Annotated in this window: 28 protein-coding genes and 1 tRNA gene; 23 read left to right on the plus strand and 6 right to left on the minus strand. The window is 73.9% G+C overall.

Annotated elements, in window-relative coordinates:
* Positions 1 to 64: 64 nt before the first annotated feature.
* From ADEH_RS07850 to ADEH_RS07880, 7 genes are all read left to right on the plus strand, one after another.
* Positions 65 to 1,771, plus strand: a complete 1,707-nt coding sequence (locus tag ADEH_RS07850; protein WP_011420576.1) for a 30S ribosomal protein S1 — start codon at positions 65 to 67, stop codon at positions 1,769 to 1,771.
* Positions 1,772 to 1,876: 105 nt separating this feature from the next.
* Positions 1,877 to 3,025, plus strand: a complete 1,149-nt coding sequence (gene sppA, locus ADEH_RS07855; protein WP_041453412.1) for a signal peptide peptidase SppA — start codon at positions 1,877 to 1,879, stop codon at positions 3,023 to 3,025.
* 24 nt (positions 3,026 to 3,049) lie between these two features.
* The gene (locus ADEH_RS07860) at positions 3,050 to 3,547 is read left to right on the plus strand and encodes an HIT family protein (protein WP_011420578.1); all 498 of its coding nucleotides are present in this window, start codon (positions 3,050 to 3,052) and stop codon (positions 3,545 to 3,547) included.
* Entirely contained in the window at positions 3,544 to 4,653 is a 1,110-nt protein-coding gene (locus ADEH_RS07865) for a tetratricopeptide repeat protein (RefSeq protein WP_011420579.1), read from the plus strand. Before ADEH_RS07860 ends, ADEH_RS07865 begins: the two co-directional genes overlap by 4 nt.
* 69 nt (positions 4,654 to 4,722) lie before the next feature.
* Positions 4,723 to 6,519 (plus strand): arginine--tRNA ligase, encoded by a 1,797-nt coding sequence (locus ADEH_RS07870; RefSeq protein WP_011420580.1) that lies wholly within the window; start codon positions 4,723 to 4,725, stop codon positions 6,517 to 6,519.
* A 71-nt stretch (positions 6,520 to 6,590) separates the two neighbouring features.
* Complete coding sequence (locus ADEH_RS07875) at positions 6,591 to 7,319, plus strand: SPOR domain-containing protein (protein WP_011420581.1); 729 nt, start codon at positions 6,591 to 6,593, stop codon at positions 7,317 to 7,319.
* Positions 7,320 to 7,348: 29 nt separating this feature from the next.
* On the plus strand, positions 7,349 to 7,705 hold the full coding sequence (locus ADEH_RS07880; protein ID WP_011420582.1) for a cupin domain-containing protein: 357 nt from the start codon (positions 7,349 to 7,351) through the stop codon (positions 7,703 to 7,705).
* Positions 7,706 to 7,817: 112 nt separating this feature from the next.
* Here ADEH_RS07880 and ADEH_RS07885 read toward each other — a convergent pair whose 3' ends face one another.
* A complete protein-coding gene (locus ADEH_RS07885) occupies positions 7,818 to 8,096 on the minus strand; it encodes a hypothetical protein (RefSeq protein ID WP_011420583.1) in 279 nt (92 codons plus the stop codon).
* The gene (locus ADEH_RS07890) at positions 8,093 to 9,685 is read right to left on the minus strand and encodes an NAD(P)/FAD-dependent oxidoreductase (RefSeq protein WP_011420584.1); all 1,593 of its coding nucleotides are present in this window, start codon (positions 9,683 to 9,685) and stop codon (positions 8,093 to 8,095) included. Before ADEH_RS07890 ends, ADEH_RS07885 begins: the two co-directional genes overlap by 4 nt.
* A 241-nt stretch (positions 9,686 to 9,926) precedes the next feature.
* Here ADEH_RS07890 and ADEH_RS07895 point away from each other — a divergent pair, with 241 nt between their 5' ends.
* The 5 genes from ADEH_RS07895 (at position 9,927) to secG (ending at position 13,636) form a co-directional block, all read left to right on the plus strand.
* The gene (locus ADEH_RS07895) at positions 9,927 to 10,145 is read left to right on the plus strand and encodes a hypothetical protein (protein ID WP_232287451.1); all 219 of its coding nucleotides are present in this window, start codon (positions 9,927 to 9,929) and stop codon (positions 10,143 to 10,145) included.
* 161 nt (positions 10,146 to 10,306) lie between these two features.
* Positions 10,307 to 11,308 carry a type I glyceraldehyde-3-phosphate dehydrogenase gene (gene gap, locus ADEH_RS07900; RefSeq protein WP_011420586.1) on the plus strand — a complete coding sequence of 334 codons (1,002 nt, stop codon included), beginning with the start codon at positions 10,307 to 10,309 and terminating at the stop codon, positions 11,306 to 11,308.
* Positions 11,309 to 11,316: 8 nt separating this feature from the next.
* Positions 11,317 to 12,507 carry a phosphoglycerate kinase gene (locus ADEH_RS07905; RefSeq protein ID WP_011420587.1) on the plus strand — a complete coding sequence of 397 codons (1,191 nt, stop codon included), beginning with the start codon at positions 11,317 to 11,319 and terminating at the stop codon, positions 12,505 to 12,507.
* Between the two features lie 2 nt (positions 12,508 to 12,509).
* Positions 12,510 to 13,271 (plus strand): triose-phosphate isomerase, encoded by a 762-nt coding sequence (tpiA, locus tag ADEH_RS07910; protein ID WP_011420588.1) that lies wholly within the window; start codon positions 12,510 to 12,512, stop codon positions 13,269 to 13,271.
* Complete coding sequence (secG, locus tag ADEH_RS07915) at positions 13,268 to 13,636, plus strand: preprotein translocase subunit SecG (RefSeq protein WP_011420589.1); 369 nt, start codon at positions 13,268 to 13,270, stop codon at positions 13,634 to 13,636. Before tpiA ends, secG begins: the two co-directional genes overlap by 4 nt.
* Before the next feature lie 111 nt (positions 13,637 to 13,747).
* On the opposite strand, the gene ADEH_RS07920 is transcribed toward secG, so the two are convergent.
* From ADEH_RS07920 to ADEH_RS07930, 3 genes are all read right to left on the minus strand, one after another.
* Positions 13,748 to 13,829: transfer RNA gene (locus ADEH_RS07920), tRNA-Leu, on the minus strand.
* Between the two features lie 90 nt (positions 13,830 to 13,919).
* Positions 13,920 to 14,243, minus strand: coding sequence for a ferredoxin FdxA (gene fdxA, locus ADEH_RS07925; protein WP_011420590.1), 324 nt, complete (start codon positions 14,241 to 14,243; stop codon positions 13,920 to 13,922).
* Positions 14,244 to 14,276: 33 nt separating this feature from the next.
* Positions 14,277 to 15,593 (minus strand): inositol-3-phosphate synthase, encoded by a 1,317-nt coding sequence (locus ADEH_RS07930; RefSeq protein WP_011420591.1) that lies wholly within the window; start codon positions 15,591 to 15,593, stop codon positions 14,277 to 14,279.
* A 189-nt stretch (positions 15,594 to 15,782) separates the two neighbouring features.
* On the opposite strand from ADEH_RS07930, the gene ADEH_RS07935 reads away from it, so the two are divergent.
* From ADEH_RS07935 to ADEH_RS07970, 8 genes are all read left to right on the plus strand, one after another.
* A complete protein-coding gene (locus tag ADEH_RS07935; protein ID WP_041453413.1) occupies positions 15,783 to 18,008 on the plus strand; it encodes a TIGR02266 family protein in 2,226 nt (741 codons plus the stop codon).
* Position 18,009: 1 nt separating this feature from the next.
* A complete protein-coding gene (locus ADEH_RS07940) occupies positions 18,010 to 18,384 on the plus strand; it encodes a hypothetical protein (protein ID WP_011420593.1) in 375 nt (124 codons plus the stop codon).
* 61 nt (positions 18,385 to 18,445) lie between these two features.
* Complete coding sequence (locus ADEH_RS07945; RefSeq protein WP_011420594.1) at positions 18,446 to 19,195, plus strand: ThiF family adenylyltransferase; 750 nt, start codon at positions 18,446 to 18,448, stop codon at positions 19,193 to 19,195.
* Complete coding sequence (locus ADEH_RS07950) at positions 19,192 to 19,470, plus strand: sulfurtransferase TusA family protein (protein WP_011420595.1); 279 nt, start codon at positions 19,192 to 19,194, stop codon at positions 19,468 to 19,470. The genes ADEH_RS07945 and ADEH_RS07950 overlap by 4 nt, the downstream gene beginning before the upstream one ends.
* 22 nt (positions 19,471 to 19,492) lie before the next feature.
* On the plus strand, positions 19,493 to 20,185 hold the full coding sequence (locus ADEH_RS07955) for a HesA/MoeB/ThiF family protein (RefSeq protein ID WP_011420596.1): 693 nt from the start codon (positions 19,493 to 19,495) through the stop codon (positions 20,183 to 20,185).
* Between the two features lie 306 nt (positions 20,186 to 20,491).
* Positions 20,492 to 21,259 (plus strand): adenylyl-sulfate kinase, encoded by a 768-nt coding sequence (gene cysC / locus ADEH_RS07960; protein ID WP_041453414.1) that lies wholly within the window; start codon positions 20,492 to 20,494, stop codon positions 21,257 to 21,259.
* 36 nt (positions 21,260 to 21,295) lie between these two features.
* On the plus strand, positions 21,296 to 22,150 hold the full coding sequence (gene larE, locus ADEH_RS07965) for an ATP-dependent sacrificial sulfur transferase LarE (protein WP_011420598.1): 855 nt from the start codon (positions 21,296 to 21,298) through the stop codon (positions 22,148 to 22,150).
* Between the two features lie 187 nt (positions 22,151 to 22,337).
* Positions 22,338 to 22,562, plus strand: a complete 225-nt coding sequence (locus tag ADEH_RS07970; RefSeq protein WP_011420599.1) for a ribbon-helix-helix domain-containing protein — start codon at positions 22,338 to 22,340, stop codon at positions 22,560 to 22,562.
* Between the two features lie 105 nt (positions 22,563 to 22,667).
* Here ADEH_RS07970 and truA read toward each other — a convergent pair whose 3' ends face one another.
* Positions 22,668 to 23,486 (minus strand): tRNA pseudouridine(38-40) synthase TruA, encoded by an 819-nt coding sequence (gene truA, locus ADEH_RS07975; RefSeq protein WP_011420600.1) that lies wholly within the window; start codon positions 23,484 to 23,486, stop codon positions 22,668 to 22,670.
* A gap of 85 nt (positions 23,487 to 23,571) precedes the next feature.
* Here truA and ADEH_RS07980 point away from each other — a divergent pair, with 85 nt between their 5' ends.
* The 3 genes from ADEH_RS07980 to clpX all read left to right on the plus strand — a co-directional run bounded on the left by ADEH_RS07980 (position 23,572) and on the right by clpX (position 26,516).
* The gene (locus tag ADEH_RS07980; protein ID WP_011420601.1) at positions 23,572 to 24,498 is read left to right on the plus strand and encodes an AgmX/PglI C-terminal domain-containing protein; all 927 of its coding nucleotides are present in this window, start codon (positions 23,572 to 23,574) and stop codon (positions 24,496 to 24,498) included.
* Between the two features lie 7 nt (positions 24,499 to 24,505).
* Positions 24,506 to 25,120, plus strand: a complete 615-nt coding sequence (locus tag ADEH_RS07985) for a hypothetical protein (RefSeq protein ID WP_011420602.1) — start codon at positions 24,506 to 24,508, stop codon at positions 25,118 to 25,120.
* A 112-nt stretch (positions 25,121 to 25,232) separates the two neighbouring features.
* On the plus strand, positions 25,233 to 26,516 hold the full coding sequence (gene clpX / locus ADEH_RS07990; RefSeq protein WP_011420603.1) for an ATP-dependent Clp protease ATP-binding subunit ClpX: 1,284 nt from the start codon (positions 25,233 to 25,235) through the stop codon (positions 26,514 to 26,516).
* Positions 26,517 to 26,706: the final 190 nt, after the last annotated feature.

Raw genomic sequence — 26,706 nt, forward strand, 5'->3', positions numbered from 1 at the left:
GCACGATCCAGCCCCGAGATCCGACGGGCGCCGGCGCTTCCCGACAAAAGGTTGGCCTAACCGAATGGAGAATCAGACTCCCCGCACGCCCGACGTCGAGACCGAGGACTTCGCGACGCTCTTCGCCGCGAGCGAAGCCAGCGCCGGTCCGATCGAGGAGGGCAAGGTCGTCAACGGCACCGTGATCCAGCTGACCAAGGACTACGCCGTCATCGACATCGGCTACAAGTCCGAAGGCCAGGTGCCCATCTCCGAGTTCTCGACCGCCCCCGGCGGCGAGCCCGCGGTGAAGGTGGGCGACAAGGTCGAGGTGCTCGTCGAGTCCCGGGAGAACGACACCGGGATGGTCGTCCTCTCCAAGGAGAAGGCCGACAAGATGCGCATCTGGGACGAGATCTCCGCCGCGTGCGAGCGCGACGAGCTCGTCGAGGGCGTGATCGTCGGGCGCGTGAAGGGCGGCCTCTCCGTCGACATCGGCGTGAAGGCGTTCCTCCCCGGCTCCCAGGTGGACATCCGGCCGGTCCGGAACCTGGACAAGCTGATCGGCGAGAAGTTCAAGTTCAAGGTCATCAAGTTCAACAAGAAGCGCGGGAACATCGTGCTGTCGCGCCGGGTCCTCCTCGAGAAGGAGCGCGAGGAGCTGAAGAAGGAGACCCTGAAGAACCTGAAGGAGGGCGCGATCCTCAAGGGCGTGGTCAAGAACCTCACCGACTACGGCGCCTTCATCGACCTGGGCGGCATCGACGGCCTGCTGCACGTCACCGACATGAGCTGGGGCCGCATCGGCCACCCGTCGGAGATGTTCGAGGTCGGCCAGGAGGTCCGCGTCGTCGTCCTGAAGTTCGACCCGACCTCCGAGCGCGTCAGCCTGGGCCTGAAGCAGATCCAGGAGGACCCGTGGCACCGCGCCGACGAGAAGTATCCGGTCGGCACGCGCGTCAAGGGCAAGGTGGTCTCGCTCACCGACTACGGCGCGTTCATCGAGCTGGAGCAGGGCGTCGAGGGCCTCGTCCACGTCTCCGAGATGAGCTGGACGAAGCGCGTGAAGCACCCCTCGAAGCTGGTCAACGTGGGCGATCAGGTCGAGGCGGTGGTGCTCGACATCGACCCGAAGGCCAAGCGGATCAGCCTCGGCATGAAGCAGATCGAGGCGAACCCCTGGACGCTGCTCGAGGACAAGTATCCGATCGGCACGACGATCCGCGGCGAGGTCCGCAACGTCACCGACTTCGGCATCTTCGTCGGCGTCGAGGAGGGCATCGACGGCCTGGTGCACGTCTCCGACATCTCCTGGACCGAGCGCATCAAGCACCCGGGCGAGAAGTTCAAGAAGGGTGACGTGGTCGAGGCGGTGGTGCTCAACATCGACGTCGAGAACGAGCGCTTCAGCCTCGGCATCAAGCAGGCGCACGTCGATCCGTGGACCACGCTCTCCGAGCGTCACCCGGTGGGCGCCCGCGTGAAGGGCCGCGTCACCAAGGTCACCGACTTCGGCGCGTTCGTGGAGATCGAGCCGGGCATCGAGGGCCTGGTGCACGTGTCCGAGATGAAGGACGAGCGCGTGGAGAACCCGCGCGACGTGGTGCAGGAGGGCCAGGAGGTCGAGGTCAAGGTCATCGACATGGACCTCCAGGACCGCAAGGTCGCGCTCTCCATGAAGGCGGTCAACCGCGACGGCGGCGAGGACGACTACCGCGAGTACCTGCGCCGCCAGGGCGACGGCCGCGCCCGCCTCGGCGACCTGATGGAGAAGTTCAACCGCCGGAAGTAGCCTCCCGGCGGTCCGGAGCACCTGCGGGCGGCCTGCGCGAGCGGGCCGCCCGCTTCCTTTTTGCCGGTTGCGACCCCCCGGGCCGCGTGCTTACCTGACCCGACCATGAACCCCAGCGATCCCAACGAGCCCCTCCCCACCACGCCCGTCGGCCCCCAGGAGCCGCAGCCCGGGGCGACCGGGCCGGGATCGCCGGCGCGGCCCGAGCCGCCGCGCTGGGGCGCACCGCCCCCGCCGCCGCCGAGCTGGGGCCCGCCGCCCGGCCCGCCGCCGTCCTCGGGCTGGGGCGCGCCGCCGCCCGGCATGCCGCCGCAGCCGCCGCCGCGCCGCGACCGGCTGGCGCTCGGGATCGTGGCGTTCATCTTCGGCGGCCTGTTCCTGGTGTTCTTCGGGTTCCTGCTGCTGGCGTTCGGCGCCGTGCGCGGCGAGTCCCCGCGCCTCGGCTCGGGCCCGCGCGTCGGCGTGATCGACGTGAAGGGCACCATCGGCGGCGGCCCGGAGCGCGACGAGACCGAGGACATCCTGAAGCGCATCCGCCGCTTCGCCGACGACGGCGACCTGAAGGCGGTGGTGATCCGGGTGGACTCGCCGGGCGGCTCGGTGGGCGCCAGCCAGGAGATCCACGACGAGGTGAAGCGCCTCGCGCAGAAGAAGGTCGTGGTCTGCTCGATGGGCAACCTGGCCGCGTCGGGCGGCCTGTACGTGTCGGTGGCCTGCCCGAAGATCGTCGCGAACCCCGGCACGCTCACCGGCTCGATCGGCGTCATCAGCCAGTTCCCCAACGTGAAGGACCTCGCCGAGAAGCTCGGGGTGAAGGTCGAGACGGTGAAGACCGGCAAGCTGAAGGACGCCGGCAACCCGTTCCGCGACATGACGCCGGAGGACCGCGCCTACTGGCAGGGGCTGGTCGAGAACACGCTGGGCCAGTTCGTGAAGGCGGTCGCCGAGGGCCGCAAGCTGGACGAGGCGAAGGTGCGCGCCATCGCCGACGGCCGCGTGCTCACCGGCGCGCAGGCGAAGGAGGCCGGGCTGGTGGACCAGCTCGGCAACTTCTACGACGCGGTGGAGCTGGCGAAGCAGGAGGCGAAGCTGAGCGGCGAGCCGGTGCTGGTCTACCCGCCCGACGAGCACGGCCGCTTCCTCGAGCAGCTCATGGGCGGCGCCGCCGGCGCGGTGGCCGACGCGGTCGCCACCCGGGTGGCGCAGGGGGCGGCCGACGCGCGGCAGCCCGGCGTGTACTTCCTCGCGCGGTAGCGGCGCGCGCCGCAAGGAGATCCCGTGCAGCAGCCGCTCTGGGCCCCGTGGCGGATGGAGTTCATCCGGTCCGAGAAGCCGACCGGGTGCATCTTCTGCGACTTCCCCGCGGCGCCGGAGTCGGCCGACCGCGGCAACCTGGTGGTGCACCGCTCGGCCCACGCGTTCACCTGCCTGAACCGGTTCCCGTACAACTCCGGGCACGTGATGGTGATCCCGCGCGCGCACCTCGCCGACCTGGGCGCGCTCGGACCGGCGGAGTGGACCGACCTGCAGGAGGAGCTGCGCCGCGCGGCCGCCGTGGTGAAGGCGGTCTACCGGCCGGACGGGATGAACGTCGGCATGAACCTGGGCCGCGCCGGCGGCGCCGGGATCGCGGACCACCTGCACTGGCACGTCGTGCCGCGCTGGCTCGGCGACAACAACTTCATGCCGGTGCTGGCCGACAACCGCGTGGTCGTGGAGGCGCTCGACGAGGCCTGGCAGCGGCTGCGCGCCGGGTTCGCCGCGCTGGGCCCGTGACGCAGCTCTGGCTCGCGCTCGCCGCCGGCTCGCTCGCCGCGATCGTGGCGATCCTGCTCGCGGAGCGGCTGCGGCGGCGCCGCGACGAGGCGCAGGCCTACCTGAAGGGCGTCCGCTCCATCGTGCAGGGCGACCCGGACGCCGCCATCGAGGCGCTCTCCGACGCCGCGCGGCTGGGCACGCCCGAGGCGGTGGACACCTACCTGGCGCTGGGCGCGCTGTTCCGGCGCGAGGGCGACCTCGCGCGGGCGGTGCGGCTGCACCGCAACATGCTGTTCGGCCGGGGGCTCGACCCGGCGCGGCGCGCCGAGGTGGAGCGCGAGCTGGCCGAGGACTACCGGCGGAGCGGCATGCTCGCCGAGGCCGCCGAGCTGTACGCGCGGCTGGCGGAGCGCGACGGGGATCGCGCCGCGGCCGAGGGGCTGCGCGACGTGAAGGTCGAGCAGGGCGACCTGGCCGGCGCGGTGGCGCTGCAGCGGCGCATCGGCCCGCAGGACGGGGACCCGGTGCTGGCGCACCTGCTCGCGGCGCAGGCGCGCGAGGCGCTCCCCGGCGATCCGGCCCGGGCGGCGGCGCTCGCGCGCGAGGGGCTCGCCGCGCACGCGCGGAGCGCGGACGCCTGGATGGCGCTCGCCGAGGCCGAGGCCGCCGCCGGCGCGACCGCCGCGGCGCTGGAGGCCGCGGGCCGCTCGCTCGACGAGGACCCGCGCGCCGCGCTGCTGGCGTGGCCGGCGGTGGCCGCGGTCCCGGACGCCGCGGCGGCCGAGGCGTTCGCGGCGGCCCGCGCGGCCGCGCGCCCCGACGACGCGGCGCTGCACCTCCTGCACGGGCGCGCGCTGCACCGCTGCGGCCGGACCCCGGAGGCGGTGGCGGCGCTGCGGCTGGCGCTCGAGCGCGACCGGGTGGGCGAGGTGTCGCTGGCGATGCGGGAGCTGCTGCACCAGGCCGGCGCGCCGGGCCCGGACGACCTCGCCGCCCGCCACGACCTGCTGGTCGCGGCGCTGCTCCGCCGCGGCAAGGCCCCGCGCTGCGAGCGCTGCGGCTCCGACGCCCCGTCGCGCGCCTGGCGGTGCCGGCGCTGCGGCGCGTTCGACGCCTATCCCTGAGGGCGCCCGCGCCCCGCGCGGCCCGGCGCTTGCTTCCCGCGCGCGCCCCCGGTAGAGAGACCCCTTCCTATGGTCCGTGATCGCGTCATCGAACTCTTCCGCAAGGCGCTCGCCCAGGGCGCCGACGACGGGCGCTGGCCGGCGGCGGACGCCGGCTTCTCGGTGGAGGCGCCGCGCGACCCGAAGCACGGCGACTTCGCGGTCAACGCCGCCATGGTGCTGGCGAAGCAGGCGGGCAAGCCGCCGCGCGAGCTGGCGCAGGCGATCGTCGAGGCGGTGCGCGCGGCCGACACGGCCGGCGACCTGGCCGGGCTGGAGATCGCCGGCCCCGGGTTCATCAACGTGCGGCTCTCCCCGGACCTGTGGCTGCGCACGCTCGCGCGCGCGGTCGCCGAGGGCCCGGCCTACGGCCGCACCGCGGTGGGGCAGGGGAAGAAGGTCATCGTCGAGTACGTCTCGGCGAACCCGACCGGCCCCATGCACGTCGGGCACGGGCGCAACGCGGTGGTCGGCGACGGCGTCCAGGGCCTGCTGCGCTGGGCCGGCTTCGACGTGAGCCGCGAGTACTACGTCAACGACTACGGCGCGCAGGTGCAGACGCTGGCGCGCTCGGTCCACCTCCGCTACCAGGAGCTGCACGGGCGGGCGGTGACCATGCCGCCCAAGAGCTATCCGGGCGAGTACGTGAAGGACATCGCCGCCGGCCTGAAGGCCGAGTACGGCGCGCGGTTCCTGGACGCGCCGGAGGCCGAGTGGCTGACGCTGTTCCGCGACCACGCGGTCCAGCACGTGCTCGGGATGATCCGCGAGGACCTCGCCGCGGTGAACATCTCGTTCGACCGCTGGTCGTCGGAGAAGGCGCTCTACGAGTCGGGCACGGTGGACCGGTTCCTCCGCTTCCTGGAGGAGAAGGACCTCGTCTACGTCGGCAAGCTGCCGCCGCCGAAGTCGAAGAAGGGGCAGCCGCCGCCGCAGGCGCAGCCGGACGAGGAGGGCGTGACCGCCGCCGAGGACCTCACCCTGTTCCGCTCGTCGGCGTACGGCGACGAGGTGGACCGGCCGGTGAAGAAGGCGGACGGGACCCCCACCTACTTCTGCGCGGACATCGCCTACCACTGGGACAAGCGCCAGCGCGCCGACGCGCTGGTGGACGTGCTCGGCGCCGACCACGGCGGCTACGTGCCGCGGCTCGAGGCGGCCATGGAGGCGCTGGGCGCCTCGCGCAAGGACCTGCACGTCGTGCTGATCCAGATGGTCAGCCTGATGCGCGGCGGCGAGTCGGTGAAGATGTCGAAGCGCGCCGGCACGCTGGTCTCGCTGCGCGAGGTGGTGGACGAGGTGGGGCGCGACGCGACCCGCTTCATCTTCCTCACCCGGCGCTCCGACGCGCCGCTCGACTTCGACGTCGAGCTCGCCAAGAAGCAGACGCTCGACAACCCGGTGTTCTACGTCCAGTACGGCCACGCCCGCCTGGCGGCCATCTTCCAGAAGGCGCGCGAGGCCGGGCACGCGGTGCCGGAGTTCGACCTCGACGCCGCGCGGACGCTCGGCTCGCCGGAGGAGCAGGACCTCATCCGGCGGATCGCCGCGTTCCCGGACCTGCTCGCCGCCGCGGCGCTCGCCTACGAGCCGCACCGGGTGGCGTTCTACCTCCAGGAGACCATCGCCGCCTTCCACTCCTGGTACACGCAGGGGAAGAAGAGCGGCGAGAAGGTGATCGGGCCCGACCCGGTCAAGACCGCGGCGCGCCTGTTCCTGTGCCGGGCCCTGAAGCAGGTGCTCGCGAACGGGCTGGCGGTGCTGGGCGTCTCCGCGCCGGATCGGATGGAGAGTCCGGAAACTCGCGATATCGCGGACGACGTCTAGAATCCTGGCTGCCGCGGTTCGCGCGCCCGGTCCTCGCGGCGCGCGCCCGTCGCCGCGGCGGGGTGACGTCCATGCGCGAAGAGAACGCCCGGAGCCGTGAGAAGTTCGAGCTGTCCCTGGACGGCCGCCAGATCGCGTCGATCGTGGTCGGCGCGCTCGTGATCCTGGGCGTCATCTTCGTCCTGGGGCTGAACGTGGGCCGGCAGATGGCCGCCCGCCAGGCGGAGGCGGTCCGCGGCTCCGGCGACCTGGACGCGCTCGACCGCGTCCCGGTGGCCGCGCCGGCCGCCCCGGCTCGCAACGACCTGACCTTCTACGATCAGCTCCCCAAGGGGAAGCCGTCCGCGCCGCCGCCGGTCGAGGCGCGCCCCGCTGCGGCCCCGGCGCCCGCGCCCGCCGCGGCGCCGGCCCCGTCCGCCGCGCCCGCCCCCGCGCCCGCGGCGCCGGCCGTCGCCGCCACCGCGCCGGCGAAGCCCGCTGCCACCGCGGCGCCCGCGGCGACGCCGAAGCCGGCCGCTGCGCCGGCGCCGACCCCGCCCGCTGCCGCCGCGCCGAAGCCCGCCGCGGCCGGCGCGTTCGCGGTCCAGCTCGCCGCGACCCAGAGCCGAACCGAGGCGGAGCGGATCGCCGCGAAGTACCGGGCGCTCTCGCCGCGCATCGAGGCCGCCGACGTCCCGGGCAAGGGCCGCTTCTTCCGGGTGCGGGCGGGCAGCTTCGCCACCCGCGCGGAGGCGGAGCGCTACCTGCGCGACGCCGAGCGGGAATCGGGGGCGAAGGGATTCGTGACCGCGAGCCGGTGAGCCTAGCTTCACGTCGGAGCCGGAGACACATGACCAGCACGTTCGAGAACCCGAAGCGCGTCGAGAAGCCCTGGGGCCACGAGCTGTGGTGGGCCCACACCGAGCGCTACGTCGGCAAGCTCCTGCACGTGAAGGCGGGGACGCAGCTCTCGTTGCAGTACCACGTGAAGAAGGACGAGACGATCCACCTCTGGAGCGGCGAGATGGTGCTCGTGCTCCAGGAGGACGGCCGCCTGGTCGATCACCCCATGCGCCCGGGCGACAGCTACCACGTGCGCCCGGGCACGGTGCACCGCATGCGCGCGGTGACCGACTGCGACGTGCTGGAGGTGTCCACGCCCGAGGTCGAGGACGTGGTGCGCGTCCAGGACGACTACGGCCGCTGAGCCCGGCGACGGCGGGTTGCCTCGCGCAGGCGCGCCGGCGGCTTCGCGCGCGGTCCGGGGCGCGAACGCGCCCGCGCGGCGGCGGCGGGGCGCAGGCGGGCGAGAGCCGGTCTCAGCGCGAGAGCAGGACCCCGATCGCGGTCGCGACGACGACCAGCGCCGCGACGAGCAGCGCCACCTTCCGCGGGCTCTCGGCGCGCGCCTCGCGCACGCCCTGCAGCGCGTGCATGGCCCCGGCGCGCGTCCAGCGGTCGGAGGTCTCCGCGCGGACCAGGTCGTCGTCGCCGAGGAAGCCGTGCGCGTAGAGCGCGTGCAGGTCGGCGAGCGACGGGACCACCAGCTCCCGGCCGCTCGCGTCGCGCACGTGGTAGCGCATCGGCGCGCGCCTCATGCCGGCCCCAGCTCCGCGGCGATGGCCTCGGCGACGCGCAGCCCGTCCACCGCCGACGAGACGATGCCGCCCGCGTACCCGGCGCCCTCGCCGGCGGGGTAGACGCCGCGGAGCGCCGGGCTCTGCAGGTCCTCGCCGCGCACCAGGCGGCAGGGCGCGCTCGTGCGGGTCTCGACGCCGATGAGGAGCGCCTCGTCGGTGACGAAGCCGTGCATGCGCTTCTCGAAGCTCCGCAGCCCGGCGCGGAGCGCGTCGCGCACCGCCGGCGGGAAGAGCTGCGACAGATCGGCCGGCACCAGGCCGGGGCGGTAGGAGGTGCGGCCGGGCGGCGCGCCGGGGCGGCCGGCGAGGTAGGCCGACAGCCGCTGCGCGGGCGCGTGGTAGCCGCCGCCGCCGAGCCGGTAGGCCGCCCGCTCCCACTTGCGCTGCCACTCCAGGCCGGCGAGCGGGCCCTCGAAGCCCTCGGCGGCGAAGTCGGCGGGCGAGACCGCCACGACCATGCCCGCGTTCGCGAGCGGCGAGCTGCGGTGCGAGTTGGACATGCCGTTCGTGCACTGCATCTCCGGCTCGGTCGGGGTGGGGACCACCACGCCGCCGGGGCACATGCAGAACGAGAAGACGCCGCGCGCCTCGCCCGCGACCCGGGGGTTGTCGGCCAGCTTGTAGTCGGCGGGCGGGAGCTTCGGGTGGCGCCGCTCGGTGCCGTACTGGATGCGGTCGATGAGCGGCTGCGGGTGCTCCGCGCGGAACCCGACCGCGAACGGCTTCGCCTCGACGGGCCAGCCGCGCCGGGCGAACAGCTCGAACAGCTCCCGCGCGCTGTTCCCGGGGGCGAGCACCAGCCGGTCGGAGTCGAGCGTCCGGCCGTCGGCGAGCGTCAGGCCGCGGAAGCGCCCGCCGGCGAGCGCCAGGTCCACGGCGCGGGCGCCCCACAGGAACGTGCAGCCGCCGCGCTCCAGCTCCTCGCGCATGGCGGAGATGGCGCCGGGCAGCAGGTCGGAGCCGACGTGCGGCTTGCCCTCGGCCAGGATCCGCGACACGCCCCCGAAGCGGGCGAACAGCTCGACCACCTTGCGCACGGCGGGGTGGTGGATGCGCGTCCCGAGCTTGCCGTCGGTGTACGCGCCCGCGCCGCCCTCGCCGAAGTTCATGTTCGACTCGGGGTCGAGCGCGCCGGACCGCATGAGCTCGGCCACGTCGCGCCGGCGTGGCCCGACCGGCTTGCCGCGATCGACCACCACCGACGGCACGCCGCGCTCGAGCAGCTCCCAGGCGCAGAACAGGCCGGCGGGGCCGGCCCCGAGGATGATCGGCCGTGCGGCGGGCGCGCGCACCCTGGGCGCCGGCGGCTCGGGGGCGGGGGCGGGCGTCACGTCGGCGCCCGCGCCGCGGACCTCGCCCTCGACCGTCACCTCGAGGTTCACCAGCCAGCGCGCGTGGCCCTTCTTCCGCGCGTCGAGCGAGCGCCGGATCACCAGCACCTCGCGGAGGTGCGCGGCCGAGACGCCCAGGCGCTCGGCAGCGCGGCGCGTCAGCAGCGCCTCGTCCTCGTCGAGCCAGAGCGGGATGTTCGAGACCCTGTACCGCAAGCGACTCCTCTCCGACCGCGAAGCGTGTTACGCGCCGGCCTGTCACGCAGGCAGGGGATGCGAACCGGCCTACGCACCAGCCCTCGGCTCCGGAAAGGGCCTGGAAGGGCACAACTACATGAAAATATTGGTGCCGTCACCTTCGAACGGGTTTGGCCCGCCCCTTGCTGCCTCCGGGGCCACGGTTGTCTGCGGCGCGGCCCGGTCCGCTCCGCGCGGGAGAAACTCAATGGTGCCAGGCATGCTCGACGTCAAGGGAACCCAGATCCTCGCGAAGTCGCTCTTCAAGGAGCTGCGTGGCAACGGCTACTCGCCCAACCAGATCCTGAGCCTCTCGACCGAGCTCATCGATCTCGTCACCCAGGATCTCAAGGGCGAGCACGAGGCCGAGGCCCTCCGGGCCACGCCACCCCAGCTCCTCGGCGACGACGCGAAGGAAGGCTGGCGGGCCGCGCTGTAGCGCGACCGGACCCACGGCCTCGAAGCGCGCGGACGGTGCCGGGAGAACCCGGCGCCGTCCTTGCTTTTTTTCGGGCCCCGTCCCACCTCGTTTCCGTTGACTCCCCATGTCGCGGAAAGTAGCTTAGGCCACCTTTTCAACCCCCAGGAGGAGGGCGGCGCATGGCGCGTATCGCAATCAACGGCTTCGGTCGCATCGGTCGCTGCATCGTTCGCGCTGCCATCGAGCGCGGGGAGAAGGATCTCGAGTTCGTCTCCATCAACGACCTCACCGACACCAAGACCCTCGCGCACCTGCTGAAGTACGACTCGGTGCACGGCGTCCTCGCCGCCGACGTGAAGGCCACGGACAAGGGCATCGTGGTGAACGGCAAGGAGATCCAGGTCACGGCCATCAAGTCGCCGGCCGACCTGCCGCACGCCGCGAACAAGGTGGACCTGGTGCTGGAGTGCACCGGCCTCTTCACCGAGCGCGCCAAGGCGGAGGGCCACCTCCAGGCCGGCGCGCCGCGGGTGCTGATCTCGGCGCCGGCCAAGGGCCCGGACATCACCGTCGCCTACGGCATCAACCACCAGCAGCTCGACCTGTCGAAGCACAAGATCATCTCGAACGCGTCCTGCACCACCAACTGCCTCACGCCGGTGGCGAAGGTCCTGCTCGAGTCGTTCGGCGTCAAGCGCGGCCTGATGACGACGATCCACTCGTACACGAACGACCAGAACCTGCTCGACCTGCCGCACAAGGACCTGCGCCGCGCCCGCGCCGCCGCGCTGTCGATGATCCCGTCCACCACCGGCGCGGCCAAGGCGGTCGCCGAGGTGATCCCGGCGCTCAAGGGCAAGCTGCACGGCACCGCGGTGCGCGTGCCCACGCCGAACGTCTCGCTGGTGGACCTCACGGTCGAGCTGGAGAAGAGCGCCACCGCCGAGGAGATCAACGCGGAGTTCAAGAAGGCGGCGGAGGGCGCGCTGAAGGGCGTGCTCGAGTACTCCGAGGCGCCGACCGTCTCGGTGGACTACAACCACAACCCGCACTCGTCGATCTTCGACGCCACCAACACCTTCGTCATCGACGGCAACTTCGCGAAGGTGTTCGCCTGGTACGACAACGAGTGGGGCTTCTCGAACCGCATGGTGGACGTGGCGAAGCTCGTCACGAAGTGAGAGCCGCCATGGCGCTCCGGACCATCGACGCCCTCGATCTCGCGGGCAAGCGGGTCTTCATCCGCGTGGACTTCAACGTCCCGCTCGACCCGCAGGGCAAGGTCACCGACGACGCCCGCATCCGCGCCGCGCTGCCGACCATCCGCCACGCCATCCAGGCCAAGGCGAAGGTCATCCTCGCCTCGCACCTGGGCCGCCCGAAGGGCAAGCCGGACGACCGCACCAAGCTCACCCTCGAGCCCGCGGCGGTGCGGCTCTCCGAGCTGCTCTCCCAGGACGTGATCCTGGCGGACGACTGCGTCGGGGACGGGGTGAAGAAGCTGGTGCGCGACCTGAAGGACGGGCACGTCCTGCTGCTCGAGAACCTCCGGTTCCACCCCGAGGAGGAGAAGAACGACGAGGCGTTCGCGCGCGAGTTGGCCAGCCTGGCCGACGTGTGGGTGAACGACGCGTTCGGCACCGCCCACCGCGCCCACGCCTCCACCGCCGGCATGGCGAAGTTCGTGAAGGAGAAGGCCGCGGGCTTCCTGGTGCAGAAGGAGGTCGAGTACCTGGGCAAGGCGCTCGGCAGCCCGGCGCGGCCGTTCGTGGCCATCGTCGGCGGCGCCAAGGTGTCCGACAAGATCAAGGTGCTCGAGAACCTCATCGCGAAGGCCGACGCCGTCTGCGTGGGCGGCGCCATGGCCTACACGTTCCTGAAGGCGCAGGGCGTGCCGGTGGGGCGGAGCCTGGTCGAGGAGGACAAGCTCGAGCTGGCCCGCCAGATCCTGGAGCGCGCCGAGGCGCGCAAGGTGGACCTGCTGCTCCCGGTGGACCACGTCTGCGGCGCGGAGCCCAAGGAGACGGCGGAGCGCGTGGTGGTGAACGACCGCGCCATCCCCGACGGCCTCATGGGCCTCGACATCGGCCCGAAGACGCTCGACCGCTACCGGCAGCGCATCGCCGGCGCGAAGACCGTCTTCTGGAACGGCCCCATGGGCCTGTTCGAGCAGAAGCCGTGGTCGGAGGGGACGTTCGGCGTCGCGAAGGCGATGGCCGCGAGCCCGGCCGTCACGGTGGTCGGCGGCGGCGACAGCGCCGCGGCCGTCGAGCAGGCCGGCCTCGTGGACAAGATGAAGCACGTCTCCACCGGCGGCGGCGCCAGCCTCGAGTTCATCGAGGGGCGGGAGCTCCCCGGCGTGAAGGCGTGCGAGGAGTGACCGTGGCCCGCACCAAGTTCGTCTGCGGCAACTGGAAGATGCACAAGACCGTGGCCGAGGCGGCCCAGCTCGTGAAGGAGCTGGCCGCCGGGCTCGGCGAGGCCGCGGGCAAGGTGCAGGTGGCGGTCGCGCCGCCCTTCACCGCGATCCACGCCGCCGCCCAGGCGGCGGCCGGCTCGGCGATCGAGGTCGCCGGGCAGGACGTGCACTGGGAGGCCCAGGGCGCGTTCACCGGCGAGGTGTCCGCCGCGATGCTGGCGGAGGCGGGCTGCCGGCACGGCATCGTGGGCCACAGCGAGCGGCGCCAGCTGTTCGGCGAGACCGACGAGGCCGTCCGCAAGAAGGTCGGCGCGCTGCTCGGCGCCGGGCTCGCGCCCATCGTCTGCGTGGGCGAGACGCTCGCCGAGCGCGAGGCCGGCCGGACGCTCGAGGTCGTGGACCGGCAGGTGCGGCAGGGGCTCGCCGGGCTGGACGCCGGGGCGCTGGGCCGGGTGACGATCGCCTACGAGCCGGTGTGGGCCATCGGCACCGGCAAGACCGCCACCTCCGCGCAGGCGCAGGAGGTCCACGCGGCCATCCGGAAGATCCTCCGCGAGATGGGGGGTTCCGTGGCGGACGCGATCCGGATTCAATACGGCGGCTCGGTGAAGCCCGAGAACGCCCGGGAACTCATGTCCCAGCCCGACGTGGACGGCGCGCTCGTCGGCGGGGCCAGCCTCAAGGCGAACGATTTCGTCGCCATCGTGAAAGGTGCACTCCGTTGATCACCCTCATCACCGTCCTCCACGTCCTCGTCTGCATCTTCCTCATCCTCGTGATCCTGCTCCAGGCCGGTAAGGGCGGGGGCATGGGCGCCGGCCTGGGCGGCGGCGGCTCGCAGACGGTGTTCGGCGGGCGCGGCTCCCAGACGTTCCTCGGCAAGGTGACCAGCGTGTCGGCGGGCATCTTCATGCTCACCTCGGTCACGCTCGCGTACCACGCGTCGCGCACCAGCTCGGTGGTCGAGCGCGAGGCCGCGCCTGCGTCGGCGCCGTTCGCGCCGGGCGCGCAGCTCCCGGCGCCCGCGCAGCCCGCCCCGGCCCAGCAGCCGGCGGCCCCGGCCCCGGCGCAGCCCGCGCCCGGCAGGTAGCGGCGAGGGCAGGGCGCTCGCGTCGCGCGGGCGCCCGTCCCCGGGACTCCAGCGAGAGGGCAAAACAAAAGGGGATCCGGTTTCGCCGGATCCCCTTTCTGCTGTTCGGTGTGCCCAGGGCGAGATTCGAACTCGCACGCCTTACGGCGCCACCCCCTCAAGATGGTGTGTCTACCAGTTCCACCACCTGGGCGTTCGGAGCGGACGGTTTCTAGCAAAGGCCCGTTCCGGGCGCAACAGCGGAAAACGCGAACGGGTCAGGAAGGCGGAGCTTTCGGCCCGGTCAGCGCTCCAGCTTGTCCCGCTTCTCCTCCACGTCCTTCCACTCCTCGGCCTCGGGCAGCGGGTCCTTCTTCTCGGTGATGTTCGGCCAGGCCTTGGACAGCTCGGAGTTCAGCTGGACGTACTCGTTCCACTTCGCCGGCAGGCTCTCCTCCGGGAAGATGGCCTTGGTCGGGCAGGCGGGCTCGCAGGCGCCGCAGTCGATGCACTCGTCGGGATGGATGACGAGGAAGTTCGGGCCCTCGTAGAAGCAGTCCACCGGACAGACCTCGACGCAGTCGGTGTACTTGCACTTGATGCAGGGCTCGGCGACGACGTAGGCCATGGCGCGTCCTCCAGGAGGGGACGGGTTCCTAATCTAGGGCTCGTAATAGTCGAGCCCGAGGTGGGTGATGAGCTCCTCGCCCGCCAGGTGGCGGAGCGTGTTCTTCAGCTTGGTGAGCTGGATGAACAGGTCGTGCTCGGGGTAGAGGCCCTCGGCGACCATGGGGCTCTTGAAGTAGAAGGAGAGCCACTCCTGGATCCCGGACATCCCGGCGCGCTGCGCCAGGTCCAGGAACAGCGCCACGTCGAGCGCGACGGGGGCCGCCAGGATCGAGTCCCGGCAGAGGAAGTTCACCTTGATCTGCATCGGGTAGCCGAGCCAGCCCGCGATGTCCACGTTGTCCCACCCCTCCTTGTTGTCGCCGCGCGGCTTGTAGTACTCGATGTGAACCTGGTGGTCGAAGTGGCCGTAGAGGTCGGGGTACAGCTCCGGCTGCAGGATGTACTGGAGCGCGGAGAGCTTCGAGACCTCCTTGGTCTTGAAGCTGCCGGGATCGTCGAGCACCTCGCCGTCGCGGTTGCCCAGGATGTTGGTGGAGAACCAGCCGTTCAGGGCGAGCAGCCGCGCCTTGAGCATGGGCGCGAGCACGGTCTTCATCATGGTCTGGCCGGTCTTGAAGTCCTTGCCGGCGATGGGCACGCCCTGCTTCTTCGCGAGCTGCTGCAGCGCCGGGACGTCCACGGTCAGGTTCGGCGCGCCGTTCCCGAACGCCACGCCCTCCTTCAGCGCCGCCCAGGCGTAGATCATCGAGGGGGCGATGGCGGGGTCGCTCGCCGCCATGGCCTTCTCGAACCGCCCCAGCTCGGCGTGCACCGCCGAGGGCTCCAGGTACACCTCGGTGGACGCGCACCAGAGCATCACGGCGCGGGCGCAGTCGTTCTCGCGCAGGAAGCGGCGGATGTCCTCGCGCAGCGCCTCGCCCAGCTCCAGCTTGCTCGGCGCCTTCTTCACGTTCGGCCCGTCGAGCCGCCGCACGTACTCGGGCGAGAACACCGCCGGCATGGGCCGGACCGCGGACAGCGGGACGCGCAGCTGCTCGAGCAGCGCGTGGTCGAGCACCGAGGCGTGGGTCGCGGACGCGTAGGCGTCGTCCGGGAACGGGTCCCACGCGCCGAAGCGCACGTCCTCCAGCGCGGCGATGGGCACGAGCTCGCGCACCAGCGGCGCCCGCTTCTCGGTGCGCTTGCCGAGCCGCACCGTGCCCATCTGCGTGAGCGAGCCGATCGGCTTGCCCATCCCGCGCTTCACCGCCTCCACCCCCGCGATCAGCGTGGTGGCGACGGCGCCCAGTCCCGGCACGAGCACGGCCAGCCGGCCCTTCGCCGGCGCGATCGAGCGTGGCTTCCTCACGGTGGCTTCCTCCCGGCGCGGTGCGCGACCGCTCCCAACAAGGTTTCGGGCGGCGACCGCCGCCGCAAGGCCTGACGCGTGGCCGGGCGGGCGACCGCTCACCGGAAGCGTAGGCCACGGAGTGCCGCGAAGGGGCCGCCATTGGGCTCGGGCTGGCGGGGCGGCCCGTCAGGGGTACAATCCGGCGGAATGCCGCAGGAACGCCGCGACCCCCGTGTCCCCGTCTTGCTCCGCATCCGGCTGGCCTACGGATCGGTGGACGAGTTCGTCGATCGCTTCGCGCTGAACGTCTCGCGAGGCGGCCTGTTCGTGCGGACGCTCGATCCGCAGCCGCCCGGGACCCCGCTGCGCCTCGACGTGGTGCTCGAGTCCGGCGACCAGGTCATCCGCGGCAGCGGGGTGGTGCGCTGGAGCACCCCCCCGTCCGCGCCGGGTGAGCCGGCCCGCGTCCCGGGCATGGGCATCAAGTTCGTGGATCTGTCGCCGGAGAGCCGGGCGCTGGTGGACCGGCTGGTCGCGGGCCGCGGCGCGGAGGCGCAGAGCGACGAGCCGCCGCGCCCCGCGGCCCCGCCGGCCCGCCCGCCCGCCGCCGCGTCGGCCCCGGGACGTCCCCCCGGCGCGCCCGCGCCCCGCCCGGCGGCCCCGCCCGTCGCGGCACCGGCCCGGCCCGCGCCGCCGGCCGCCCCACCGCCGGCCGCCCCGGCGCCGGCGCCCTCGGCCCCGGCGCCCTCGGCCCCGGCCGCGAAGGCGCGCGCTCCGGTGATCGGCATCGACCTCGGCACCACCAACTCCTGCGTGGCGGTGGTGCGAGGCGGCAAGCCGGAGGTGCTCGCCTCGCGCCAGGGCTACCGCACGCTGCCGTCGGTGGTCGCCTACGACGCGCAGGGGCGGCTGCTGGTCGCGCACGCCGCCAAGGCGCAGATGGTGGTGAACCCGCGCAACACCGTCTACGGCTCGAAGCGGCTGGTGGGGCGCCCGTTCGCGTCGCCCACGGTGCAGGCGTGCCGCGATCGGTTCCACTACGAGATCGTCCCGGGCCCGGACGGCGCCGCGGCGGTGCGCTTCGCCGGCCGCGACTTCTCGCTGCAGCAGATCGCGGCGCTGATCCTGAAGGAGATGCGCGAGACCGCCGCGCAGGCGCTGGGGACGCCGGTGGAGCACGCGGTGATCACGGTGCCCGCCTACTACAACGACCACCAGCGGAACGCGGTCCGCGAGGCGGGCCGCCTGGCCGGCCTCGCCGTGGACCGGATCGTGAACGAGCCCACCGCCGCCGCGCTCGCCTTCGGCTTCGGCAAGGGGCTCGACGAGCGGGTGCTGGTGTACGACCTGGGCGGCGGCACGTTCGACGCCTCCGTGCTGGAGATCCAGGGCGACGTGTACGAGGTGGTCTCCACCGGCGGCGACACGTTCCTCGGCGGCGTGGACTTCGACGCGCAGCTGCTCGATCACCTGGTCTGGCGCTTCATGGAGGAGCACGGGTTCGCGCCGCCCGAGGACCGGGTGGTGTGGCAGCGCATCCGCGACGCCGCCGAGGAGACGAAGGTCGCGCTCTCCACCCGCGAGGTGGCGGTGGCCCAGGTGCCGTACCTGTGCAAGGACCGGGACGGCAAGGACGTGGGCCTCGAGGTGAAGGTCACCCGCGAGGAGCTGGAGGCGCTCACCGAGCGGCTGGTGGACCGGACCATCGAGGTGTGCCGCGAGGTGCTCGCCGCGAAGGGGCTCGGCCCCGGCGACGTGGACGAGGTCCTGCTCGTGGGCGGCCAGAGCCGCATGCCGCTCGTCTGGCGCAAGATCCAGGAGGCGCTCGGGCGCGAGCCGAACCGCGGCGTCCACCCCGACGAGGCGGTCGCGCTCGGCGCGGCCCTGCTCGCCGACTCGGCGCACCGGATCGACTCGGTGGTGCTGATCGACGCGCTGGCCATGGGCATCGGCGTCGGCCTGCCCGGCGGCCGGATGGCGCCGGTGTTCCCCCGCAACACGCGCCTCCCCGCGAAGAAGGCGCACGAGCACGCCACCACGCGCGACGGCCAGACCGAGCTCGAGCTGCAGGTGTTCCAGGGCGACTCGGACAAGGCCTCCGAGTGCGAGTACCTCGGCACCGTGCGGGTGGAGGGGCTGCCGGCGCGGCCGCGCGGCGAGGTGCGGGTGGCGGTGGAGTTCGCGCTCGGGGCCGAGGGCATCCTCACGGTCACCGCGCGCGACCTCGCCACCGGCCAGGTCACCGCGATGCAGCTCGCCACGCTCGACACCCCCGACTCGCTCCGCCAGAAGCTGCAGCTGCCCGAGGCGCAGACCGCGCCGCGCGGCGCCCGCCCGCTGGAGCGCGCCCCGCGCCCGCGCCCGCCCGTCCCGCCGCCGGCGGCGGCGCCGAGGCAGGGGCTGTTCGGCCGCATGTTCGGCCCGAGGAAGTGACATGCCCGGCCCGCTGGTCGTCTTCCTGCACCGCGGCGGCTGGGAGGACCGCTACCAGGCGGCCACGCTGGCCGTGACCGCGGCCGCGTTCGGCGAGCAGGTCACGGTGGCGCTGTTCTTCGAGCCGCTCCGGCTCTGGGTGGCCGGACGCTTCGACGAGGGCGCGCCGCGGGCGGCGGCCGAGGCGCGGGTGACGCCGCTCGCGGAGGCGCTGGAGGAGGCCCGGCGCGAGCTCGGGCTGCGGGTGGTGGCGTGCGACACCGCGGTGCGGCTCGCCGGGCTCGATCCGGATCACGTCCTCGGGCGGCTCGACGCCATCGACACGCTGCCCTCGCTCTGGCGCGCCGCGCGCGCGGGCAGGGCGCTCACGTTCTAGCCGGCCGCGCCCCGGCGCGGTTGCCGGGGAGGCGGGGGCGGGATATAGGCGAACGCGTCCCATGACCAGCCTCTCCGGCAAGCGCGTCCTCGTCATCGGCGCCGGCGGCCTCGGCGGCCCGGCCCTCCTCACGCTGGCGGCGGCCGGGGTGGGGCAGCTCGTCCTCGTCGAGGACGACGCCGTCGAGACCTCGAACCTGAACCGGCAGCCGCTGTTCCAGGAGGCCGACGTCGGCCGCCGCAAGGCCGCGGCCGCGGCGGAGCGGCTGCGCGCGATCTTCCCCTCGGTCGCGGTGGACGTCCGCGACGAGCGGTTCGACGCCGGGAACGCCGAGGCGCTGGCCGCCGCCGCCGACGTCGTCGTGGACGGCTCGGACAACTTCGAGACCAAGTTCCTCGCCAACGACGCCGCCACGCGGGTGAGGCGGCCGCTGGTGCACGCCGGCGTGCTCCGCACCACCGTCCAGCTCCTCACCGTGGCGCCGTCCGGCCTGGGCGGCTGCCTGCGCTGCCTCTTCGAGGCGCCGCCGCCGCCGGGGTCGGTCGCCTCCTGCTCGCAGGCCGGGATCCTCGGCCCGGTGGCCGGGTTCGCCGGGGCGCTCCTCGCCGCCGAGGCGCTGCGCCTGCTCGCCGGCGAGCGCGGGACGTACGAGGGGCGGCTGTTCACCTACGAGCTGCGCACCGGGCGGTCGCGGCTGGTGCTGGTCCGAAAGCGCCCCGGATGCCTGGCCTGCGCCGGGCGCCAGGTGCTGGGGAGCAGCGCGCCCGCGGCCTGCGACGCGCCCGCGGCGCCGGCCGGGAGCCCGGCGTGAGCGGCCCCGGGCGCGCCACCAGCCGGATCGACATCCGCGCGTTCGCCTGCCCCATGACCTGGGTGAAGACCCGGATCGCGCTGGAGCGGCTCGCGGAGGGCGAGACGCTCGAGGTGTGGCTGCGCGCCGGCGAGCCGCTGGAGAGCGTCCCGCGCACCGCCGAGGAGGACGGGCACCGCGTGCTCGCGGTGGAGCCGCTGCCCGCCGAGGGCGACGGCGCGTACCGCCTGCTCCTCGAGAAGCGCCGCCCCGGAGACGCGCCGGTGCTCCCGTGAGCCACGCCCGGCCGGAGGAACCATGTCGCTGAGCGACGATCGCATCGCGCGCTGGGCGCGGCAGCTGCTGGTGCCCGGCTTCGGGGAGGAGGCCCAGGAGCGGCTGCTCGGCGCCCGGGTGCGGGTGGTCGGGATCGACGCGGTGGCTTCCGCGGCGCTCGTGTACCTGGTCCAGGCCGGGGTCGGCCGGCTCTGGCTCGACGACCCCGAGGACGTGTCGCCCGCGGACCTCGCCGGCTGGCTGTTCTCGCCGTCGGCGGTGGGATCGCCGCGGGTGGACGCGGCCCGGAGCGCCCTCGCGCCGCTGTCCGCGTTCGTCCAGGTGGACCGGTATCCGACCGGCGGCGTGCCCAGCGCGGCGCTGATCTGCGCGCCGTCGGTGGTGCAGGCGGTCACGGCGGCCGAGGCGGCGCGCCGGGCGGGCATCCCGCACGTGGTGGTCGAGCCCGACGGGGACGGCGGCGCGGTGGTGTCGGTGCCGCCGGGGGCGCCGTGCTACTCCTGCGCCCGCTCCACCGCGGGCGCGGGCCGGCCGCCGGAGCCGGGCGTCGCGGCGCTCGCCGCGCTCGGGGCGGCGGAGCTGATCCACCTGATGGCCCAGCCGGGCAGCGTGACCGGTCGGCGCGTCGAGCTGGTGCGCGGCGTGGCCACCGCCCGCCCCACCGCGCGGCTCGCGGGCTGCGCCTGCGCCGGCGCCCAGCCCGCCGAGTCCTGAAAGTCCAGCGATCCCGCGCCCGGGGGAGCCCGCGGACCCGTTCGCGCGCCCGTCGCCGCGGGCCGGCGGCCGCCCGCGGCGGCGTTCTCGCACCGTGAACGTCCGGCCCGCGGCCGGCGCGAGATTGACCCACGGAGAAGGGGTCCACCGATATCGGATTGCGCAAGCGCCCGGAAAAACAGGGCGAACGTGGATTTGGCGCGGTGCGGTCCGATTTTGAGAACGGAGGTGCGAGAGGGTATACTCCACCGACCAAACCGCTCGTTCGCCGCCGGTGACACCGCCGCGGCGCGTCCGGAGGACGGCATGGAGACGCAACACGGCGCCGGGTTCGTGGTCTGGCTCACCGGGATGAACCGGGCGGGCAAGAGCACCCTGGCTTCGCATCTGGCCGCGCGGCTCGCGGCCGCGGGCCGTCCCGCGACGCTGCTCGACGAGGACGGCGAGGCGGCGCTGCTGCTGGAGGGGCTGGGCACGCTCAAGGACGATCGGGCCAAGGTCGTCACCCGGCTCGGCTTCGTCGCCAAGGCGGTGATGCGCTCGGGGGGGATCGCCGTCTGCGCGGCGCTCTCGCCGTACCGCGACGCGCGCGAGCAGCTCCGCCGCGAGGCGCGCCGGTTCGTCGAGGTCTTCGTGGACTGCTCCATGGAGAAGCTGCGGGAGCGCGATCCCCAGGGGATCTACGCGAAGGCGCTCGCCGGCGAGCTGAAGGGCGTGCCCGGGGTGGACGTGCCGTACGAGCCCCCCGCGCGCCCCGAGGTCGTGGTGCACACCGACCAGCTCTCGGTCGAGGAGTGCGTCCTGCGCGTGCTCCAGGCGATGGTGGACGCGAAGGTGATCGGCCCGGCCGAGTTCGGCCGGCTCACCGGCGGCCAGCGCCCGCGGCGCGCGCGCCCCGAGGCCTCCGCGAAGCCGGCCGCGAAGCCGGCCGCGAAGCCGAGGGCGAAGCCGGGCGCCGGCAAGGTCGCGCCCGCCGGCGGCGCGCGCCGGAAGCTCGACGCGCGCCAGGCGGCGCGGCGGCCCCAGCGGAAGGCCGCGCCCACCCCGGCGAAGGGCGCCAAGCGCCGGCGGTAGCGGCCCCGGGCGCGCGCCGGGTATAAGACCGGCGCCATGCGCCCCGACGACCTCGACGCGATCCGCCGGGCCTCCGAGCCCAAGCTCGCCCGCCTGAAGTCGGACGTCGCCGCCTGCGGCAGCGCCCTGGTCGCGTTCTCCGCCGGCGTGGACTCCACGTTCGTGCTCGCGGTGGCGCGCGAGGTGCTGGGCGCGGGCGCGGTGGCGCTCACCGCGCACTCGCCGTCGGTCCCGCAGGCGGAGCGCGCCGAGGCGCGCGCGCTCGCGGCGCGGCTCGGCGCGCGCCACCTCGAGGTGGAGAGCCACGAGCAGGACGACCCGCGCTACCTCGCGAACGGCGCCGACCGCTGCTACTTCTGCAAGTCGGAGCTGTACCGGCTCTGCGAGCGGGCGGCGCGCGACGCGGGGCTGGCCGCGATCCTCGACGGCTTCAACGCCGACGACCGCCGCGATCACCGTCCCGGCCACCAGGCCGCGCTGGAGCGCCGCATCCGCTCGCCGCTCGCGGAGGCCGGCCTCGGCAAGGACGAGGTGCGCGCCTGGAGCGAGGCCTACGGGCTGCCGACCTGGGACAAGCCGCAGATGGCGTGCCTCGCGTCCCGGATCCCCTACGGCACGCCGGTCACCGCGGAGCGCCTCGCCCAGGTGGAGCGGGCCGAGGCGGGGCTGAGGGCGCTCGGGCTGCGCGACTTCCGGGTGCGGCACCACGGAGACATCGGGCGCGTGGAGGTGGGGGAGGGCGAGCTGGAGGCCGCGTTCGCGCGCCGCGCCGCCCTGGTCGAGGCGGTGAAGGCGGCCGGGTTCCGGCTCGCGGTGCTCGACCTGGAGCCGTTCCGCTCCGGCCGGCTGAACGCGCTCGCCGGCATCGCGCTGCCCGTCGTCGAGGGCTGATCACCGCACCCCCAGCAGGTCGCACCGCGTCCGAGATCGCGCCCGGAGGCCCTTGGCCCATCCGTGGCGCTCCGGCGCGACGTTCGCGGGTTCTGTCAAGTTTCCGGTCGGTTGGACGTTTTCTTGAGGGCCGGATACCGGGTGGTAGCGTGTAGGTGCAAGTCAGCCCATGTCGCAAGGAGCGCACATGCACCCCGTCGATATCGCACCCGATTCGCTCGAGAGCAGCGCCGTGGAAGGCAACCCGAACCGGCTCGAGCCCATGCTGGTCCGCCTGCCGCCCGCGCTCGCCGCCGAGCTGCGCAACCTGGCGCGGAAGACCCGCGTGCGCCAGTCGGACTACCTCCGCGAGGCGGTCGCCGACCTGCTCGCGAAGTACGGGCACCTGCCGGATCAGCGGAGCGCGATGTGATCGCGCCCGAGCGCGCCGAGGCGGTCCGCCCGCCGCCGCTGCCGGCCCGCACCCTGGGCCGCCTGCGCCTGGTCCGCGTCGCGGTGGTGCGCCGCGCCGACGGGGTCATCGAGACGCTGCAGGGTCCGGCGGCGCCGCGGGCGACGGCCACGCACCGTCCGGATAGCGCACCGCTGCGAGCGTGAGCCCCCAGCCCGGCGCGCGGACGCCGCGGTAGCGGCCGCGCGTCGCGAGCAGGGTGCGGATCACGTCCGGCGGGGCGCGGCCGAGGCCGACCGCGACCGCGGTGCCCACCAGGTTCCGCACCATCGCGCGCAGGAACCCCTTGCCCTCCAGCACCACCGCCACGAGCGGCGCCCACCCCGCCTCGACCACCTCGGCGCGGAGCAGCGTCCGCACCGTGCCGCGCTGCTCGCCGGGGCGGGCGAAGCCGACGAAGTCGTGCTCGCCGACCGCGGCGCCGAGCGCCTCGCGCATGGCCGCGGCGTCGAGGGGCGGGACCTCGGCGAGCTCCGGGAACGCGCGCGCGTCGGGCAGCGTCCACGCGTACGGCCGCAGCCCCTCCGGCGGCGGAGCGCCCACGAGGTAGACGTAGGTGCGCGACGCCGCCGAGCCGCGCGCGTGGAAGGACGGGCCGACCCGCGCCGCGTCCAGCACCAGGATCCCCTCGGGCAGGCCCTCGTTCAGCCCCCGCCGCAGCGCCGCCGGATCGAGGGCGGCGCGCGCGGAGAAGCTGACGACCTGCGCGAGCGCGTGGACGCCGGCGTCGGTGCGGGCCGCCACGTGCAGCTGGGCCCGGACGCCGAGCCGTTCCAGCGCCTCCTCCAGCGCCTGCTGCACGGTCGGGAGCCCGGGCTGCCGCTGGAAGCCCCGGAACCGGCCGCCGTCGTAGGCGAGCCGCAGTGCGTAGGAGCGCCGTTCCATGCCGACGTGCTAAGTTCCCACGCCCGCCGCGCCGGCGCGAGCCGGTCGTGCGCGCCTCCGACCTCACCCCACGTCCCCGCACCGCATGGCGCCAGGCACCGAACCGAACCCCATCAACGACGACCCGGCCCTCGAGGGCGGCGAGTGGCTGTTCCGCCGCGCCGGCGAGGTGTTCGGACCGGTGGACTCCCGCGCGCTCGCCGCGATGCTGTACCGCGGCGAGCTCGAGCCGACCACGCCGGTGTCCCCCGGCGACGGCCACTGGACGCCGGTGGGCGAGCTCCCGCCGTTCGTGGTCCACGCCAAGAAGGCGCAGGCCGCCCTCCGCGTCGAGCGCGAGGTCACCGGGGCGCGGCTGCTGCGGCAGCGGCGCGGCCGGCGCAAGGCCCTGGCGATCGCGGCGGCCGCGCTCCTGCTCGTCGCCGGCGGCATCGGCGGCGCGTTCCTGATGGCCCGCCGGAGCGCCGAGACCAACCCGCTGCTCGAGGACTTCGGCGCGGGCATCCGCATCGCCTCGGTGGCGCGGGTCGGCGTCTCGAGCCGCGCCGCGCCGGACGACGAGATCGAGGTGCCGCTCGACGGGCCGGGCGACGCGCCCACGGGCGCGGGGGCCGCGGGCGGCGGGGCGCGGGGCGCGCTCCGGCGCGAGCAAGGCCTGGCCGGGCGCGGTGGCCCGGCGGGGCGCGCGGCGAGCGGCGACGTGAGCGGCGGCGAGCTGGTCGCGGCCCAGTTCGACGAGCGGAAGATCCAGGCGGTCGTGGCGCGCGAGCAGCGCAGCCTGGTCCCGTGCTTCCGCGCCGAGGCGGCCCGCTCGCCCGAGTTCCGCGGCGACGTGCCCATCGAGTTCGCCATCGGGAACGACGGCCGCGTGGCCGCGCTGTGGGTGGACGACCCGCGCTTCAAGCAGGGCGCGCTGCACGACTGCCTCGTGCAGGCGCTGCACGGCTGGCGGTTCGACCCGTTCCCGGGGCAGCGGCCGACCGTGTCGCTCGCGTTCCGGATCGGCCAGTGAGCCCCCCATGACCGCCACCGCCGACAAGCTGGCCGCCCGCGCCGAGGACCTCCCGGAGGGCTCCGTGCGCCGGAAGGTGCTCGAGGGGGCGCAGCGCTTCAAGTCGGCCTGGGTGGAGCTCGGACGGCTCCTCTCCGAGGTCCGGCGCAAGGAGCTGTGGCGCGGGTGGGGGTACCCGAGCTTCGAGCGGTACTGCACGAAGGAGCTCTTCATCCGCAGCGCGACCGCCGAGAAGCTCACCGCCAGCTACGGGTTCCTCGAGCGGCACGAGCCGGAGCTGGCGAGGGCGCGCGGCGAGACGCGCGCTCCGCCGTTCGAGGTGATCGAGGTGCTCTCCCGCGCGGAGGCCACCGGCCGGCTCTCCGACTCCGGCTGGCGCGAGCTGCGGGACGAGGTGATCGAGCGGCCGCCCACCCCGGCGGCGATGAACCGCAAGATCGCGGAGCGCTTCGGTCCACCTCCGGCCCCGCCGGCGCCGCCCAGATCGGAGCGGGTGGAGCGGCTCGCCGCCGCGGCGCGGCGCCTCGCCTCGGCCTGCCGCGACGAGGACGCGATCCCGCGGTCCGTGGCGCAAAGGGCCGATGCCCTCGCCGGGGAGATCGAGGCCCTCCTCGATCGCTAGCCTCCGGGTTTGGAGGAGCGGTCCCGCGACACCCTGGCTATATTCGAAGCCGGGCTCCGAATTCCGGGGGCTCCCAGTTTGGTGGTAACATCCGAGCCGTCGAGGGAAACGCGTGAGCCGGAAAGAGCATCACCACGGAAACCTGTCCTGCTCGTTCTGCGGCAAGGGCCAGCGGGAGGTCCGCAAGCTCATCGCGGGGCCCACCGTCTACATCTGCGACGAGTGCATCCGGCTCTGCAACGACATCATCGCGGAGGAGGCCGAGCGGGACGAGGGCCGTCCGGCCGTCTCGCTGCCCACCCCGGCCGAGATCAAGAGCTTCCTCGACGACTACGTGGTCGGGCAGGACCGCGCGAAGAAGGTCCTCTCGGTCGCGGTCTACAACCACTACAAGCGCGTCTACTCGCGCAAGCCGGCCCGGCCGCAGCGCCCGGGGCAGGCGCGCGCGGCCCAGGACGACGTCGAGCTGCAGAAGTCGAACATCCTGCTCGTCGGGCCCACCGGCTCGGGCAAGACGCTGCTGGCGCAGTCGCTGGCGCGCTTCCTCAACGTCCCGTTCACCATCGCCGACGCCACCAGCCTCACCGAGGCGGGCTACGTGGGCGAGGACGTCGAGAACATCATCCAGAACCTGCTGCACAACGCCGACTACGACGTGGAGAAGGCGTCGCGCGGCATCGTCTACATCGACGAGATCGACAAGATCGCGCGCAAGGGCGACACGCCCTCGCCGACCCGCGACGTGGGCGGGGAGGGCGTCCAGCAGGCGCTCCTCAAGATCATCGAGGGCACGCGCGCCAACGTCACCCCGCGCGGCGGCAAGAAGTACAACCAGCAGGAGTACATCCAGGTCGATACCTCGAACGTGCTGTTCATCGTGGGCGGCGCGTTCTGCGGGCTGGAGCAGGTCATCCGCCGGCGGGTCGGCGTGAAGGGGCTCGGCTTCGGGGCCAAGATCGAGCGCAAGGAGGAGGCCAGCCTGGGCGAGCTGCTCGCGCGGGTGGAGCCCGGCGACCTGGTGCGCTTCGGGATGATCCCCGAGTTCGTCGGCCGCCTGCCCATCGTCGCGACGCTGTCCGACCTGGGCGAGGACGACCTCGTCACCATCCTCACCCAGCCGAAGAACGCGCTCACGAAGCAGTACATCAAGCTCTTCGACCTGGAGAAGGTGAAGCTGTCCTTCACCAAGGAGTCGCTGCGGGCCACCGCCCGCGAGGCGATGCGGCGCAAGTCGGGCGCCCGCGGCCTGCGCGCCATCCTCGAGCAGGCCATGCTCGACATCATGTACGACGTGCCGTACCGGGAAGGCGTGAAGGAGTGCAAGATCACGGAGGGCGTGATCGTGAACCGCGAGCCGCCGCTCCTGAGCTTCGAGAAGGAGAAGCGGACCGCCTGAGCGCGTCCGCCTCGCCGGCGGCTCCCAGCGGCCGCCCCCGGGCGGCCGCTCGCACGTCCGGACCGCGGCCCTGCGGCGGATCGCCCCGTCCGCGCGCGGACCCCTCGAGGCGGGGCGGTCGCGGCCCGCACGGTGAAGCCGGCGCACACTGTGCCCCGGTGGACCCCCGCGGCGGCCCGGCAACTCCGCG

It is taken from the genome of Anaeromyxobacter dehalogenans 2CP-C, from assembly GCF_000013385.1.
GTDB lineage: Bacteria > Myxococcota > Myxococcia > Myxococcales > Anaeromyxobacteraceae > Anaeromyxobacter > Anaeromyxobacter dehalogenans_B.

What these genes read in the sequence shown, in the direction of transcription:
- cysC (WP_041453414.1), top strand. Translation starts at nt 20,492, where the DNA reads ATGGAGACGCAACACGGCGCCGGGTTCGTGGTCTGGCTCACCGGGATG.
- ADEH_RS07955 (WP_011420596.1), top strand. Translation starts at nt 19,493, where the DNA reads ATGTCGCTGAGCGACGATCGCATCGCGCGCTGGGCGCGGCAGCTGCTG.
- ADEH_RS07880 (WP_011420582.1), top strand. Translation starts at nt 7,349, where the DNA reads ATGACCAGCACGTTCGAGAACCCGAAGCGCGTCGAGAAGCCCTGGGGC.
- ADEH_RS07870 (WP_011420580.1), top strand. Translation starts at nt 4,723, where the DNA reads ATGGTCCGTGATCGCGTCATCGAACTCTTCCGCAAGGCGCTCGCCCAG.
- ADEH_RS07850 (WP_011420576.1), top strand. Translation starts at nt 65, where the DNA reads ATGGAGAATCAGACTCCCCGCACGCCCGACGTCGAGACCGAGGACTTC.
- sppA (WP_041453412.1), top strand. Translation starts at nt 1,877, where the DNA reads ATGAACCCCAGCGATCCCAACGAGCCCCTCCCCACCACGCCCGTCGGC.
- ADEH_RS07980 (WP_011420601.1), top strand. Translation starts at nt 23,572, where the DNA reads ATGGCGCCAGGCACCGAACCGAACCCCATCAACGACGACCCGGCCCTC.
- ADEH_RS07875 (WP_011420581.1), top strand. Translation starts at nt 6,591, where the DNA reads ATGCGCGAAGAGAACGCCCGGAGCCGTGAGAAGTTCGAGCTGTCCCTG.
- ADEH_RS07885 (WP_011420583.1), bottom strand. Translation starts at nt 8,096, where the DNA reads ATGAGGCGCGCGCCGATGCGCTACCACGTGCGCGACGCGAGCGGCCGG.
- ADEH_RS07940 (WP_011420593.1), top strand. Translation starts at nt 18,010, where the DNA reads ATGCCCGGCCCGCTGGTCGTCTTCCTGCACCGCGGCGGCTGGGAGGAC.
- ADEH_RS07905 (WP_011420587.1), top strand. Translation starts at nt 11,317, where the DNA reads ATGGCGCTCCGGACCATCGACGCCCTCGATCTCGCGGGCAAGCGGGTC.
- ADEH_RS07895 (WP_232287451.1), top strand. Translation starts at nt 9,927, where the DNA reads ATGCTCGACGTCAAGGGAACCCAGATCCTCGCGAAGTCGCTCTTCAAG.
- ADEH_RS07970 (WP_011420599.1), top strand. Translation starts at nt 22,338, where the DNA reads ATGCACCCCGTCGATATCGCACCCGATTCGCTCGAGAGCAGCGCCGTG.
- ADEH_RS07945 (WP_011420594.1), top strand. Translation starts at nt 18,446, where the DNA reads ATGACCAGCCTCTCCGGCAAGCGCGTCCTCGTCATCGGCGCCGGCGGC.
- truA (WP_011420600.1), bottom strand. Translation starts at nt 23,486, where the DNA reads ATGGAACGGCGCTCCTACGCACTGCGGCTCGCCTACGACGGCGGCCGG.
- gap (WP_011420586.1), top strand. Translation starts at nt 10,307, where the DNA reads ATGGCGCGTATCGCAATCAACGGCTTCGGTCGCATCGGTCGCTGCATC.
- fdxA (WP_011420590.1), bottom strand. Translation starts at nt 14,243, where the DNA reads ATGGCCTACGTCGTCGCCGAGCCCTGCATCAAGTGCAAGTACACCGAC.
- larE (WP_011420598.1), top strand. Translation starts at nt 21,296, where the DNA reads ATGCGCCCCGACGACCTCGACGCGATCCGCCGGGCCTCCGAGCCCAAG.
- ADEH_RS07935 (WP_041453413.1), top strand. Translation starts at nt 15,783, where the DNA reads ATGCCGCAGGAACGCCGCGACCCCCGTGTCCCCGTCTTGCTCCGCATC.
- ADEH_RS07985 (WP_011420602.1), top strand. Translation starts at nt 24,506, where the DNA reads ATGACCGCCACCGCCGACAAGCTGGCCGCCCGCGCCGAGGACCTCCCG.